The 14,543-nt window shown below is 70.6% G+C and carries 13 protein-coding genes; 5 read left to right on the top strand and 8 right to left on the bottom strand.

The annotated features are described in order from the left end of the window. The first annotated feature begins 11 nt into the window (after positions 1–11). Together ACWDAS_RS29275 and dapD are read left to right on the top strand one after the other, a co-directional pair. Positions 12–1,325, top strand: coding sequence for an MFS transporter (locus ACWDAS_RS29275; RefSeq protein ID WP_450396904.1), 1,314 nt, complete (start codon positions 12–14; stop codon positions 1,323–1,325). Between the two features lie 10 nt (positions 1,326–1,335). Further along, entirely contained in the window at positions 1,336–2,328 is a 993-nt protein-coding gene (gene dapD, locus ACWDAS_RS29280; RefSeq protein ID WP_450396907.1) for a 2,3,4,5-tetrahydropyridine-2,6-dicarboxylate N-succinyltransferase, read from the top strand. Positions 2,329–2,625: 297 nt separating this feature from the next. Here the strand turns inward: dapD and ACWDAS_RS29285 are convergent, their stop codons facing one another. The 3 genes from ACWDAS_RS29285 to ACWDAS_RS29295 all read right to left on the bottom strand — a co-directional run bounded on the left by ACWDAS_RS29285 (position 2,626) and on the right by ACWDAS_RS29295 (position 5,988). Continuing rightward, entirely contained in the window at positions 2,626–3,567 is a 942-nt protein-coding gene (locus ACWDAS_RS29285; RefSeq protein WP_450396910.1) for a phosphotransferase family protein, read from the bottom strand. Positions 3,568–3,830: 263 nt separating this feature from the next. Then, entirely contained in the window at positions 3,831–4,187 is a 357-nt protein-coding gene (locus ACWDAS_RS29290) for a hypothetical protein (protein ID WP_450396913.1), read from the bottom strand. Between the two features lie 625 nt (positions 4,188–4,812). After that, positions 4,813–5,988 (bottom strand): aromatic ring-hydroxylating oxygenase subunit alpha, encoded by a 1,176-nt coding sequence (locus ACWDAS_RS29295; RefSeq protein WP_450396916.1) that lies wholly within the window; start codon positions 5,986–5,988, stop codon positions 4,813–4,815. Positions 5,989–6,232: 244 nt separating this feature from the next. Here ACWDAS_RS29295 and ACWDAS_RS29300 point away from each other — a divergent pair, with 244 nt between their 5' ends. Continuing rightward, positions 6,233–6,973, top strand: coding sequence for a rhomboid family intramembrane serine protease (locus ACWDAS_RS29300; RefSeq protein WP_450396919.1), 741 nt, complete (start codon positions 6,233–6,235; stop codon positions 6,971–6,973). 63 nt (positions 6,974–7,036) lie between these two features. Here ACWDAS_RS29300 and ACWDAS_RS29305 read toward each other — a convergent pair whose 3' ends face one another. Next, complete coding sequence (locus ACWDAS_RS29305) at positions 7,037–7,759, bottom strand: hypothetical protein (RefSeq protein WP_450396922.1); 723 nt, start codon at positions 7,757–7,759, stop codon at positions 7,037–7,039. Positions 7,760–8,090: 331 nt separating this feature from the next. On the opposite strand from ACWDAS_RS29305, the gene ACWDAS_RS29310 reads away from it, so the two are divergent. Together ACWDAS_RS29310 and ACWDAS_RS29315 are read left to right on the top strand one after the other, a co-directional pair. After that, positions 8,091–8,447, top strand: a complete 357-nt coding sequence (locus tag ACWDAS_RS29310; protein ID WP_450396925.1) for a carboxymuconolactone decarboxylase family protein — start codon at positions 8,091–8,093, stop codon at positions 8,445–8,447. A gap of 166 nt (positions 8,448–8,613) precedes the next feature. Then, complete coding sequence (locus tag ACWDAS_RS29315) at positions 8,614–9,027, top strand: SHOCT domain-containing protein (RefSeq protein WP_450396928.1); 414 nt, start codon at positions 8,614–8,616, stop codon at positions 9,025–9,027. 67 nt (positions 9,028–9,094) lie between these two features. On the opposite strand, the gene ACWDAS_RS29320 is transcribed toward ACWDAS_RS29315, so the two are convergent. The 4 genes from ACWDAS_RS29320 to ACWDAS_RS29335 all read right to left on the bottom strand — a co-directional run bounded on the left by ACWDAS_RS29320 (position 9,095) and on the right by ACWDAS_RS29335 (position 14,530). Continuing rightward, a complete protein-coding gene (locus tag ACWDAS_RS29320; protein WP_450397176.1) occupies positions 9,095–10,714 on the bottom strand; it encodes an MFS transporter in 1,620 nt (539 codons plus the stop codon). A 433-nt stretch (positions 10,715–11,147) separates the two neighbouring features. Further along, positions 11,148–11,588: a hypothetical protein gene (locus ACWDAS_RS29325; protein WP_450396931.1), complete on the bottom strand. Its 441-nt coding sequence runs from the start codon at positions 11,586–11,588 to the stop codon at positions 11,148–11,150. 322 nt (positions 11,589–11,910) lie between these two features. Beyond that, a complete protein-coding gene (locus ACWDAS_RS29330; protein ID WP_450396933.1) occupies positions 11,911–12,171 on the bottom strand; it encodes a hypothetical protein in 261 nt (86 codons plus the stop codon). Between the two features lie 625 nt (positions 12,172–12,796). Then, the gene (locus ACWDAS_RS29335; protein ID WP_450396936.1) at positions 12,797–14,530 is read right to left on the bottom strand and encodes a dolichyl-phosphate-mannose--protein mannosyltransferase; all 1,734 of its coding nucleotides are present in this window, start codon (positions 14,528–14,530) and stop codon (positions 12,797–12,799) included. Positions 14,531–14,543 lie beyond the last annotated feature (13 nt).

Raw genomic sequence — 14,543 nt, forward strand, 5'->3', positions numbered from 1 at the left:
GGGGTGCGGGCATGCGCGATGTGCCCAGGGTCGTCTGGCTGCTGGCCGCCGGGGTCTTCACGAACGCGGTCGTGAGCTTCACGTTCGTCTATCTCTTCGTCTGGCTGACCGCGGTACGGGGCCTGCCCGTCCCGGAGGCCGGACTGATCGCGGGAACGGGCGGGGTGGGCCTGGTCGTCGGCAACTTCACCGGCGGCTGGTTCGGCGACCACGTCGGGCACCGCCGCGTCCTGCTCGCCGGGTCCGTCCTCTCCGGCGCCGGACTCGTCCTGCTGCCCGCACTGCCGACCGCCGCGCTGCTGCCCGTCCTGCTGCTCACGCAGTACGCGGCGGGCACCGTGCGGGCCGCCAACTCCGCGCTCGTCGCCGTCTCCGTGCCGGAGGGCGCCCGCCGCCAGGGCTTCGCCGTGCTGCGCTTCGCGTCCAACGCGGGCTTCACCGTCGGGCCCCCGCTCGGCGCGCTCCTCGCCGCCCGCTTCTCGTACACCTGGCTCTTCGTCGCCGACGGTCTCGGCACGCTGCTTTTCGCCGCCTACGCCGCCCGTGTGCTGCCCGCCCGGGGCGCGCGCGGGGCCCGTGCCGTTCGCGCCGCCCGCGGTCACGGGTTGTGGGCGGCGCTGCGCGCCCGGCCCGCCGTCGTGGTGCTGCTGGTCGCGATCCTGGTCACGGACACCGTCTATCGCCAGCAGTACTCCACCCTGCCCGTCTGGCTCGCCGACCACGGCATCGGCACCGGCGTGTACGGCTGGCTGATCGCCGTCAACGGCGGCGTCATCCTCTGCCTGGAGATCCCCGCCACCGTCGCCCTCCGCCGGCGGCCGCCCCTGCCGATCATCGGCACCGGGCTCGTCCTCGTCGGCGCGGGCTACGCCGCCCTCGCGGGCGGGCCGTACCTGGCCACGGCGGTGACGATGATGCTGCTCCTCACGGTGGGCGAGATCCTCTACAAGACCACTGCCACCGCCTATGTCGCCGACAGCGCCCCGGACCATCTGCAGGGCCGCTTCCAGTCCCTCTACGCCGGGGCCTCCGTCAGCGGCACCGTCCTCGCCCCGCCACTCGGTGGCGCCCTGTACCACTCCGCCCCCGGCGCGCTGTGGCCGGTCTGCGCGGTGCTGGCCGGGCTCAGCGGGGCGGTCCTGCTGGTGGTCGCGCTGCGGAGGCGGCGCGGCGCGGGGGTGGGGGCGGCGGAAGGGGCGGATACCGCGGACGTGTCGGGCGTGGTGGACGTGACGGACGCGGCGGACGTGTCCGGCACTGCGGCGGGCGGGCGGCGGCGGTCCGGATGGCGGCCCGGTTGGGCAAGTGCGGGACCCAGCGACTAGCGTTCGACACATGACTGAAACGACCGCCACCTCCCGCGCCACCGGTGCCGTTGCCGCAGGCCTTGCCACGATCGCCGACGACGGCACCGTCCTCGACACCTGGTTCCCCGCGCCCGAGCTCGTGGCGGCGCCCGGCCCCGCCGGGACCGAACGGCTGACCGCCGAGCAGGCCGCCGAGCTGCTGGGCGAAGCCGCCCCCAGGGCCCTGGGCCCGGACCCGCGCCGCGGGGTCGAGGTCGTCGCCGTACGGACCGTGATCGCGTCGACCGATGACAAGCCGCTCGACGCGCACGACGCATACCTGCGCCTGCACCTGCTGAGCCACCGCCTGGTCAAGCCCAACGGCCAGAACCTGGACGGCATCTTCGGCCTCCTGGCCAACGTGGTGTGGACCTCCATCGGCCCCGTCCCCGTCGGCAACATCGAGCGCGCTCGCCTCGCCGCCCGCGCCGAGGGCCTTCACCTGGCGGTGTACGGCGTCGACAAGTTCCCGCGCATGACGGACTACGTCGTCCCCGCAGGCGTCCGCATCGCCGACGCCGACCGCGTCCGCCTCGGCGCCCACCTCGCCTCCGGCACCACCGTGATGCACGAGGGCTTCTGCAACTTCAACGCCGGCACGCTGGGCACCTCCATGGTCGAGGGCCGCATCAGCCAGGGCGTCATCGTCGGCGACGGCTCCGACATCGGCGGCGGAGCCTCGATCATGGGCACCCTCTCCGGGGGCGGCAAGGCCGTCATCTCCATCGGCGAGCGCTGCCTCCTCGGCGCCGAGGCCGGCATCGGCATCTCGCTCGGCGACGACTGCGTCGTCGAGGCGGGCCTCTACGTCACGGCGGGCACCCGGGTCAGCCTCCCCGACGAGACCATCGTCAAGGCCAAGGAGCTCTCGGGCGCCAACAACCTCCTCTTCCGCCGCAACTCCATCAGCGGCGCGGTCGAGGTCCTCCAGCGCACGGGTTCGTGGGGCGGGCTGAACGAGATCCTGCACAGCCACAACTGACCAGCGGCGGACGCGACCTGCGGCCTGCACGACCAGCGCCCTGATCTGCTGCGTAGCTGTTGGCAGTTGTCAGCGTCGGTCACCGTTGAGCGCCCTTCCACGGCCCCAGGACGGCCCGGGAGGGCGCTCGTGTGTTGAGGGACATCTGCCTCACACGTTCGATCCCGGGATGGTGCTGGTCCTGAAAGGGCGTGTTCAGCATGATCTGGCCAGGTCGTTGGAGGCTGTTGAGATATGCGGTCGTCTGCCGTCGTCGATGTCCGACTTGGATGTCAGCCGGCTCCCAAGTAGCGCTCATCATCGAGGTGATGAATGGCGGTTGAGGAGTGCGGCGCACCAGTGGAAGTGGCCGTCACTACCGTCCGAGGCGAACAGATCGTAGGTGGTCATGGCATACGCGGCCTGGTAGAGAGCCAGGGTCTCCGGATTGTGGTGGAGTTCGGCGGAGAACAGGCGTGTGAGAGTAGCAGCGTGGTGTTCTGCGTGAGGCCCGTACATGTCCCAGATGGCAGCGGTGACGGCCGCCTCGAAGGCGGGGTCGCCGGCGGTGGTGAAGAAACCGAAGTCGAGGACGGCGGTGGGGCGACCTGCCTCATCGACATGGATGTTGGGTGGCACGAGGTCCCCGTGGATGACGGTGACAGCGGTATCGGGAAGCGCTCTGAGGGCCCGAATAGCCCATTCAACCTTGGCGGAGAGACCGGGAACATGGTCGGCGAGCAACTCGTCATGGCGTTGGGTGGCACGCTCGACGAGGCCAGCGAGTGCGTCCGGAAAACGTGTGTACCCCTGCCACAACGGGCGGTCGTCGCCCTGCACCGTGAGGCACCGCATGGCCTCCGTGCCCGGGACAGTGGAGAGGCCGCGAAGGACCGTTAGGAGAGCGTCTGTTTCAAGAGCGGTCAGACCGCGTTCCGGCGGGGAGACTACGGAATCGGGACGGGGTGGCGCCCCGGTCAGCTCACGCTCATACGTGACGAGGATGCCCTCGCGCTTCTCGACGTCGAGGATCTCCGGTGTGGCGAAGGGCAGCTGGTGGCGAGCGATGTCCGCATAGACCCGGCGGGTGAGATCCAGGTGCATTGGTGTCCGTCCGCTCCACACCTTGGCGATCACGCCCTCGCCGAGCCAGTAGACGGCGCCCTCGACACCAGCGGCCAGAGGCCGGGCGGCGACGTAACCACGGTGGGCAAAGTGCTGCAGCCAGTCCGCGGTGTGTTCTTGGCGGTAGTTGACCATGAGGGAAGTACATCCACTCTCGTCGGGACATGCACGCCGATTTATGGCTAGCCACGTAGCCGGTTCGGAAGGGTGAGGCTGCGCGTCGCGCTTGAGCTGGGCGGACCCTGACCTGCGGTGTGCCTCGGTTTGGCCGTGACTCCCCGCGACAAGCTGGTCGCCGTGATCGAGGCGCAGGCGATCAACCAAATGATGGGGATCGATCCCTGCGACTTCTGCGCGACGGGCTGGGCGTGAGGCTTGCCCCCGGGGGGACCGCCGTGTCAGGACTCGTCGGCGAGGAAGTGCTCGGCGAGGGGGGTACCGGCGAACTTCTCGTTCATCTCGCGGGAGAAGAGCAGCAGCGTGTTGCGCGGCCGATGGAGCACCGCGAGTTCCTGGGCCTGTCCGGCGGCGTTGCGGGTGACCGTGACGACGACCTTCATGGGCTCGCCGAGGACCGAGGCGTCGTAGATCTCGAGGAAGCCGTTGTCGCCGAAGTCCCCGGTGAAGCTGAAGTCCTGGAACTCGTACAGTTCGCGGGCCTTGACCACGATGGAGCGAACCGCCTCCGCGCCACGCGCGGTGCCGTTCATGGCGGCGCCCTCCATGGTGACGTCGACCGCCAGGGACTCAGCCACCAGGGGTAGTGGCTGAGTCCCTGGCGGTCGTTGTCGCTGTTTTCCGGGTTCGTCATGTCATGCCTCCTTCGAAGATCCAGCCGTGGCGGCTTGTGTAGCGATCGACTGCCGGTGATCCCGACCGCAGACACGAGCATGGGCAAGCCACGACCGGCGCGGACCCGTTCCGGGCCTCCGTCGCAACCAGGATCCGAGGGGGCGGTCGCGGGATGGTGTGTTCGGGAATCGCATGCGGCCCGGCAAAGGCAAGCCGACGCGGTCCGCGGCAACCAGCACGGCATGCACACCCTCCGGCACTTCCAAGCGTTCGTGCTCCTGGACGCGATTCAGAACAGCCGCAACTGACCGCCTGCGGCCCCAGGTGGGCGAGGCAGCCGCGAGGCGGCCGAACCGCCGTCGTTCGTCAACGTTGCGGTCACCGCCTTCTGGACGTGGCCAGTTGGCTACTCCGGTCGGCTGCTATGGTGACCGCCGCGAGATTCGGGGTGAGGGGGCCGACGCCCCCTGTGTCGATGTGCGGGGGACCTGCTGTGCGGAGTCTGGTGCGCCGTTTCGTCCTCGGGGCCGTGGCGGCGACCTTGGTGATGTGCGCCGGCGCGGGTTCGCCCTGCCCGCCCCGGTCTCCCTACGCCGGGTCCAGCGGCTCCCACGGGGGCGTGCCGCGGTAGGCGCGGCCCACCATCGTGACCCAGCGGTGCACCGCGTCCTCGTTGGGGGCGAAGGGGCCCGGGCGGAAGTGCGGTGAGGTCAGGCCGCGCTGTACGGACTCGCAGGCGGCCCAGTCCTGCCGGTTCGTGCGGTCCCAGAACTCCACCGCGTACGAGGCGTCGGCCACGCCCTCGGGGACGTACCACGAGCAGGTGACCCGGGTGCGGTCCGGCGCCTGCGGGACGAGCAGGTGGGTCATCACGTAATCGGGATGGAGGGAGAGCAGCAGGTTCGGGAACAGCCCGAGGTAGAGCACCCGGCGCCGGTCGGCCCCGTCGATGAAGGCCCCCCGGGACTCGCCCGTCAGCGACATCGTCTCCGCGCCGTCGCGCAGATCCATGGCGCCGCCCACCCAGGCGCCGGGGAGCACGTAGTTGTCGCCGCTGGTGGGCGGGGACACCGCGCACAGCTCGGGGTGGATCAGGGGGCAGTGGTAACACTCGTGGTAGTTCTCGACGATCACCTTCCAGTTCGCGCGCACCGTGTACTCGTGCCGCTGGGCGGGCCTCAGCCGCTCCGGGGCGTACGGCGCGACGAGCGGCCCCATGTCGCCGAGGTGCTCGGCGAACGGCGCCGCGCCACCGGTCGCGTTCGCCATGATCCAGCCGTGCCACTCGACGGCGGGCAGTTCGACCAGACCGTGGTCCCGCCGTTCGAAGGAGGGCACGTCCTGGAAGCCGGGCGCCCTGCGCAGCGCGCCGTCCAGGCCGTACGCCCACGCGTGGTACGGACACGGGACGATCCCCCGGCTGCCCACCCCGCCCTCGGGCAGGAGTTCGTGCCCGCGGTGCCTGCAGGTGTTCGCGAAGGCGCGGACGGCGCCGCCGTCTCCCGGGCGCGTCAGCAGGACCGGGACGTCGCCCACGACCAGGGCACGTTGGGTGACGGCGGCCCCGTCGGGCCCCGTGAACAGTTCGTCGGCGCGGCCGAGGCAGCACCACGTGCCGGCGAAGAGGTGCCGCCGCTCCCAGTCGAGCACGGCGGCCGACGTGTACGCCTCGCCGGGCAGCATCGTCGACGTCCCGAACGGCCCCAGCGCGCGACCCAGTCCGCCGGACGGGACGGGGGCCTCGGGGAAGACGGCACGTGCCATGGCACACCTCCGGACAGCGCGACCTGGACCGGCGGGCATGGTATCCCGGCCACCGGCGGTCGGCGCCGTTTCCGCGGCACCGGTCTCCGCGCGGCGGGTGCGGACACCGAGGGGAGGAGCGGCTTGGGGCGCCGGGGCCGCCTGGGGCACCATGTGATGCGCGACCGGGACGAACGGGTGTCCCCTGGGGTGCGCGGGGCTTCGCAGGGGTGGGGACGGGGATCCGTCGGGGAAGGAGCGTGTCATGGCTGGTTCGGGTGGGGATCGGGAGCGCGGCGGTGCGGGGGCGGCGGCTCCCGAGGAGATGATCGCGGAGGCGCGGAAGGCGTTCTTCGTGATGTTCGGGTTCCTGATGGTCGTCTGGGTGCTGCAACTGGCCAACTACGCGGGCCACTACGCGCTCTCGCGGGACTACGGCCTGGTGTCCGGCGACGTCGGGACCCTGCCCGACGTCCTCACCGCGCCCTTCCTGCACTGGAGTTGGGAGCACATCGAGAGCAACTCGGGGCCGCTGTTCGTCTTCGGGTTCCTCGCCGCCTATCGAGGGGTGGGCCGTTTCCTCGCACTGAGCCTGCTCGTCGCGGTGAGCAGCGGGCTCGCGGTGTGGTTCCTCGAGCGGGGCAGCGTGGAGACGGTCGGCGCGAGCGGCCTGATCTTCGGGTACTTCGGCTACGTCGTGGTGCGCGGGCTCTTCGACCGGCACCTGATCGACACGCTGATCGGCATCGTGATGGCGGCCTCCTTCGCCTACATGCTCACCGTGGCCGTGCCCGGGACGCCGGGGGTGAGCTGGCTGGGGCACCTCGGAGGGCTGATCGGCGGCCTGGTCGGGGCCTGGCTCTTCCGGGACCGGCGGCCCAAGGGCGGCGCAGCCTCCCGCTCCGGGGGCGGCTCCGGACCGGCCGCTCGCGGCAACCTCCCGGTGCCGGCGGACAATCCGCGTGCCGACCTGCACAAGGAACTGGGCGACCTGGGCCTGTTGTAGCGGCGACGGCGACGCCCGGCACGGCCCCCGCGGAGGGCTCTTCCCGACCGGCGCCGCGGCAGTTCAGGGGCTGAGGGCGTCGGCCAGGAGCCGGGCCTGGCCGGGGGTGATGCCGAGGGCGAGCGGGATCCTGCGGGGGCTGTACGGGGACGAGCACACGGGGACCGGACTGTCGTCGCCGACGGACCACCGGGCTTCCTCGGACGGGTCGTGCCCGCCCAGCAGGGACGCGGCCAACGCGCCCGCTGCATCGGGGGACAGACCGCAGCGCGACAGGGCCTCCGCCACGACGCCGCATGCCTCGGCCGGCATGCCGGCGTCGCCGAGCATGGGCAGCAGGAGCAGCAGACGCTGCGCCGGGTCGGTCAGTCCCTCGGCGTCGTCCTGCCTGCTCTCGGCGAGAGTGGTGAGCTCGGCCCAGGACAGCCCGGGACCTGCCTCGTCGACGCCGCACTGCCCGAGGAAGCCGAGCCGCCCCCAGGAGGGGTGACGGACGAAGAAGTCGACATTGGCCGCGTCCTCGAAGTTGGCGTAGGCGACGTACGCCGTGTGCCCGCCGTCGAAGGGGATCCTCAGCACCGGCCAGGGCTGCTCGGGGTCGCTGAGGCGGTCCACCATCTCCTCGTAGGCGGACTCGTCCACGCCGTACCGCGCGGCCTCCTCGCCCGGGTCGCCCATCGTCAGCAGCAGGTGCGCGAGCCAGAAGGCGGGGTCCCGCGCGAGGTCCTCGCCTGCGACGAGTTCGCACTCCTCCGCGTACTCCGGGATGTGCACGGCAGCGGTCATGCCCGGAGCCTAGCGGGGGAGGGGCGGCGCGACGGAGCGGGGGAGCGCCGGGCCGCCGGGGCGCGCGCGGGCGCGACCCCGGACGCGGGGCGGTCGGCTCGCAGTGCGTCGGTGACTGAACGTGACTCCCGGGGGCTGCCCGCGCACCCCTGAAGGCGGACAGGACTCCGCGCGGCAGGGGTTCGATCAAAGTACGCCGCGAGGTGTTTATGGGCTAATTATGGAGGAATTACCACATTGGGCGTATCGGGTACCCGGCCTCATGGCGCACAGCTCCACCGACTGGTGCATGCGAGTCCCAGAACACACTCAGTGAGAAGGGTCGCCGATCATGACAGCAGAAGCCCCCGAGCGCACCCTAGGTGCCATAGCTCACGGCGAGTTCCCGGTCTTCGAGCAGATCGCCCGTATGACCATCGAAACCCTGCCGAACTCCGGTCTCGACGAACGCACGTACCACCTCGTGCGGCTGGCCGCGCTCATAGCGATGGACGCCGCACCCGCCTCGTACCTGGCCAACCTCAGTGTGGCGAAGGAAGCCGGACTGACGATCGAGGACGCCAAGGCCGTCTGCGTGGCGATCGCGCCGATCGTCGGAAGCGCACGGGTCGTCGACGCGGCGGGCAGCGTTCTGCGCGCGCTCGGTTTCGCCGAGCTGGCGGGCGAGATGGACGAGACGGAAACGTGAGTCCGGCCGCGGCCGAAGGCGGCAGGCGGTGACGCAGGCCTTGGGCGCCGAGCCCGGGGCCTGCCACAGGGGCGGGGCGGTCACGCGGTCCGCGCGGCGAAGGCGCCGGGCGCGCCGTGTGACCGCGGACGAGCCGGTCGGGGAGGGGGCGTCAAGAGGAGCAGCGATGAGCGGTCACATGTATCTGGCCTACGACTATCCGGTTCTGGGCGCCTTCTGGACCATGATGTGGATCTTCCTGTGGATCATCTGGATCTTCCTGCTGGTCCGCGTCCTCATGGACATCTTCCGCGACGACGACCTGAACGGCTGGGGCAAGGCGGGATGGTGCATCTTCGTGCTCGTCCTCCCCTTCATCGGTGTCTTCGTGTACCTGCTGGCGCGCGGCAAGGGCATGGGCATGCGCGAAGCGCAGCAGGTCCAGGCCCGGCAGCAGGCTTTCGAGAGCTACGTCCGCGAGACGGCCGGCACCCAGAGGGCGAGCCAGGCCGATGAACTGGCGAAGCTGTCGGAGATCAAGGCCAGGGGTGATCTCACCGACGAGGAGTTCCAGCGCGCCAAGGCGAAGATCCTGGGCTGACCGTTCCCGGCGAGGTCATCCTCCGGCCCGGCCCGGCCCGGCCCGCGGTTCGCCGGCTCGAAGCGCGTCAGTGAAGGCCCGGATCAGCCGGAGGTCCGTCCGGGGTCGCGGTGCCCGCGAGCCGGCCGGTGGGCAGGTGACGAGTGGACGCGAAGCCGGCGAGCGTGATGGCGGCGGCCGCGAGGACGGCGGCCTTCAGGCCCGCGAGCTGAGCGTCGGCGTAGGAGTCGGTGATCGCGTCGACCTCGGACTGCGGCACTCCGGCGCTCTCGGCGGCGGCGCGTACCTGATCGGTGCTGACGAAGCTGACGCCCGCCTCGATGGCGATGCCCGTCTGCTGCCGCACGGCGTCGGAGATCAGTGGATTGTCGGCGATCCGGGTGGTGAACGCGTTCACCAGGGCGCCGATGAGGATGGCGCCGATGAGGGCGGTGCCGAGGGAGGACCCCAGGTTCTGGGCGGTGTACTGGAGGCCGCCGGCCTCGCTGCGTTCGGATTCCCCGACGGACGACTGGACGACGTTGCCGAGCTGGGAGGCGAGCAGGCCCATGCCGAGCCCCAGAAGGGCCATCGCCAGGGCGAAGGACAGGTCGTCGATGCGGGGCTTGATGGTGGCGAGCAGCCACAGGATCGCGACGAGCAGCACCAGCAGGCCGAGCCGTACCACCGTGCGGGGTCCGGCGATCCGGCCGAGGAACGGACCGCTCATGGAGGACACCAGCATGGTGATCGAGACCGGCAGCAGACGCAGGCCGGTCTGGAAGGCGTCGAAGCCCTGGACGACCTGAAGGTACAGGGGGATGGCGAAGAACAGGCCGAGCAGGATGAGGTTCTGGTTGAGCAGCATGGCCAGGCCCGACCGCAGGGGTGGGATGCCGAACAGCGAGAACCGGACCAGCGGTTCACGCCCCCGGTCCTCCTGGCGCCGCTCCCGGACCCGGAACAGGCCCAGCGCGACGGCCCCCGCCGCGATGACGAAGAGGGTGGGGGAGAACCCGAAGACCGTGAACGGGGAGTTGCGGGGCTGCAGCCAGCCCCATGAGCTGCTCTGCAGGACGCCCAGGACCACCAGCGCCAGGCCGAGGGCGGACAGGACCGTACCGCCTGTGTCGAGCCGGGGCCTGGGCCCCGCGGGAGGGTGATCCTCGATCAGCCGGACGAAGCACAGGATGGCTGCCACGACGACCACCTCGCCGGCGAAGACCAGCCGCCATGTCAGATACGTGGTGACCCATCCACCGAGCAGAGGGCCGACGGCGATGCCCGCTCCGGCCAGGCCGCCGATGACCCCGTAGGCCACGGCCCGGTCCCGGCCGGTGTACGCCCCCGCCGCCAGGGCCGCCAGCGCCGGGAGGACCAGGGCGGCGCCCAGGCCCTCGATCACCGACCACCCGAGCGTGAGCACCCACAGCGCCGGGGCCAGCGCGGTGAGCGCGGATCCCGTGCCGTACACCACGAGCCCGAGGGCGAAGGCACGGCGGCGCCCGAACATGTCGCCGAGCTTCCCGCCGGTGATCGTGAAGGCGGCCATGACCAGGGTGTAGAGCGTGATGACGGCCTGGATGGCCGTGACCTCGGTGTCGAAGTCCTCGACCAGTTGGCTGATCGACACGTTCATCACCGAGGTGTCCAGCACCATCAGGAACTGAGCCATGCCGAGGATGACCAGAGCCCGCCAGCGCTCCACCGCGTGCACCTCCACAGGTCCCGACCTGACCACAGCATGAGCGGCACACCGTGACGTCAGCATAGGGCGGCAAAAGGTGCGTATTCCGCAGTGATGGCGGCCGGGTCACCCGGTCGGGCGCCGGACACACCCCCTCGTCCGCGGGGCGGGCGCGGGACCGCCCGAAGGCGGCACGGTGCCCCGCAGACACGTCAGAGGGGGTGCCTCCCTGTCTGGGGCACCCCCTCTGGCCTTCGCCTTTGCGGGCCATTGCGGAGAGCATGGGTGTGAACCCACGGTGACACCGCTGCCGCGACGGTTTTCGAGACTGTTGATCCTGCTCGCCGCTCGGTGGCGCGGCCGACTCCTCATCTACACGCACGACAAACGGGATTCATCCGGTCGGCGGTTCGCTCACCTGCGCAGCCGGGACGGCGACCAGCAGGTGGCCTGGTCACTGATCGCAGGAAATCTCAGCCAACCATTCCGGCGTGTAGCACTCGGTGAACGACCACTTCCGGTCCGAGTAGCGGTCGTCCGTACTGTCGGTGTACACCTCAAGCCTGCCTTGCGGCGTCAAGCGGTAGTACTCGCGAATCGGATCACCCTCGACGGTGGGATGAGTCACCTTCAGTTCTGCGCTCTCGCCGCTCGTGAGGGCTCGCCGGAGGCAGGCGATCTCCCGCACCGCCTTCTTCTCTATTTCTTCACCCTGATGCAAGCTCACCTCGCCACAGCTTGAAAACTCAGTTCTGGACGCCCAACGTTCCTTGACCGGATCGCCCAATATGCCGCAACCGGCGACCAGCAAGAACGTAGCCGCTACCGCGGCGAGCCACGGGCGGACCGAAACAGCCGCCGCACAGCGACGCCGGGCGCTGCTCTGACCTGTCACGCCGTACCCCCTTCCCGGCCGTTGGACGCGGCTCTGGAGAAACCGGTTCCGTGCGTACGCGTGCCGGATCCGTGCCAGAACGGACAGTCAGTCACGGTCAACTGCAGGACAACGGGGCAGGCCGCACCAACGGTCGAGCAGGGACTCCGCAGCGACCGTCCACGCCCATCAGCCCCGACGCATGGCAAAGGCCCAGGTAAACCGGCCCGGAAGCCTGGGCTTCCGGCAGTGAAACCTGGAGTCCACAGCTGACCAGTGCGACAGTCCCTCGGGCGTTTCCGAGGCCTCAGGGAAGCATGTCACCCCGGTTCACGCAGTCGTACTAACCATCGTCATTGCGCCCCACGCTGTCGTACGCCCAGCAGTGAAGCGCGGGCGCGAGCGTCCACATCCGCAGCGCCATGAGAGCACCGAGGCAGGCGACAGCGGCCCATCCCGCGTAGGACCGCCATCCGGAGAGCGCCAGTCCGCCGACGGCCACCAAGGCTGCGAACCCCAGCATGTAAACGATCAGCGGCCCCTCGTTCTCCCGCAGCCCGGGAAACGACTCCGTCTCGATGGTCCCCGCGAAGCTGATCAACACCACAAGCACGGCACAGGCGAAGACGAGGGCGGCTGTGCAGCCACGGGCTGCGCGCGCGTATGGCCCGGGCGCGACCTCGCCCCGTTGGACAGAGTGCTCCCCGTTCACGGCACCTCCTCGTCTGCGGGTGGGCCGCGATCGTAACGGGCCGACAGAGCACGACAGGAGGCGGGTCACCGCCGACTCGCCATCCGAAGCGAGCACTTGGTAGACCCACTGAGGGCCATTCCAGGCCCGAGGCAGCTTGTCGAATGCATGTCGGGGTCGGCAAGCAAGGCTCCGTCGGACAACACGACTGTGCAGGCCAGCCGCCTACTGCGGGCGAACGGGCGGGTTCCTTCCAAGCGCCGGCTCCGTTGTGACTTACACCCAGCGGGAACTCTCGGGGCAGGTGCCGCCCCCTGGTGGGACACAACCACCAGCGCCTGGGAACGGGCACGTGCGTTGTCATGCGCCCGTGGGACAGACGACTCCCGCGACTGGCGGCAGCCGGGAGCTGAGCCCTCATACGGAGCTCTGGGCCGTCCGTGGGCCGTGCGAGGGTGACGACGGTCTACAGATGACGACAGACGATGCCCCTTGATGACGAACTGCCCAGGAGTGGTACCGAGGCGATCGCCGCGGGTCAGACCCAGGTGTCGAGCCACATCCTGGCGTGCCAGTCGGCGTAGGGGATCGTCTGCCCGGTGTAGACCGGGAAGAAGTAGATGAAGTTCCAGACGATCAGCAGGACGAGGACCCCCGCGCCCACCGTCCCGTAGACGCGGCGGCGTTCGGTCGCACCGGGTGGGCCGAGGAGCGCGCCCAGGGCCATGGCGACGGCCAGGCACAAGTACGGGAGGAAGACGACCGCGTAGAAGGAGAAGATCGTGCGGTCCTGGTAGTTGAACCACGGCAGGTAGCCCGCGGCGACCGCGCACAGGACGGCGCCGGCGCGCCAGTCGCGGCGCAGGGCCCAGCGGTAGAGCAGGTAGGCGAGGGCGAAGCAGGCCGCCCACCACAGCAGGGGCGTGCCCAGGCCGAGGATCTCCCGCGAGCAGCCGGCTGCGGCGCGGCAGCCGTCCTTCCCGAGCTTGGGGGACTCGTAGTAGTAGGACACCGGACGCCCCAGGACCAGCCAGCTCCAGGGGTTGGACTGGTACGGGTGCGGGGAGTGCAGGCCCACGTTGAACTGGTAGACCCCGTACTCGTAGTGCCACAGGCTGCGCAGCGGTGCCGGGATCCACGACCAGGTGCCGCCGCGGCCGTCCGCCCAGTGCCGGCCGTAGCCGTTGTCGGAGAGGAACCAGCCGGTCCAGGTCACCAGGTACGTCAGCAGCGCGACCGGGACGAGGGACAGGAACGACCAGCCGAGATCCCGGCGCAGCACCGACCGGTACGGATGGCGTGCCCCGGCGAGGCGGCGGGCGCCGACGTCCCAGAGCAGGGTCATCACCAGGAAGAAGACCAGGAAGTACAGGCCGTTCCACTTGACGGCGGAGGCGAGGCCGAGGAGCGCGCCGGCCGCGAGCCGCCAGGGTCGTGGGCCGGTTCCCGCGCGGTCGCCGGTACGGCGGTCGGGCCCGGCGAAGCCGTCGCCGTCCACCGGGAGGGCCACCGCCAGCCGGGCCCGCGCGTGGTCGCGGTCGATCAGCAGGCAGCCGAAGGCCGCCAGTACGAAGAACATGACGATCAGGTCGAGCAGGGCGACGCGGCTCATCACGAAGTGCAGCCCGTCCACCGCCATCAGCCCCCCGGCCAGGCAGCCCAGCGCCGTGGAACGGAACAGCCGGCGGCCGATGCGGCACAGCATCAGCACCGACAGCGTGCCCAGCACGGCGGTCATGAAGCGCCAGCCGACCGGGTTCAGGCCGAACGTCCACTCGCCGAGGGCGATGACCCACTTGCCCAGCGGAGGGTGCGCCACGAAGTCGCCGGTGCCGGAGAGGGGGATCACCTGAGGGTGCGCCAGGATCTGCGGGTCGGCGATCTTGCGGTCCGGCCAGGTGCCCTCGTAGCCGAGGCGCAGCATGGACCAGGCGTCCTTGGCGTAGAACGTCTCGTCGAAGACGACGGCGCGCGGACTGCCGAGGTGCACGAAGCGCAGGACCCCGGCGAGGACGGCGACCAGGACGGGCCCCAGCCAGCCCATGGCCCGGGCGGCGCGTTGTGCCCGGGCCGGTCCCAGGCCCAGGGCGCGCCATGTCCGGGTGCCCGGCTCGGGGAAGGGCGGGACCAGCCGCTCGCGGGTGTCGGTACGGGGGCGTCCGCCGTAGCCGAACCGGCGCAGTCGCAGCGTCCAGTCGGTGCGGCCGGCCGCCCCACGGGCGTCGGCCGGGTCGTTGTCGGTGCGATCCGGCGTCGCGGTGTCCGTCGTCACCGGGCCATCCTAG

This window comes from Streptomyces sp. NPDC001070 (genome assembly GCF_053598835.1).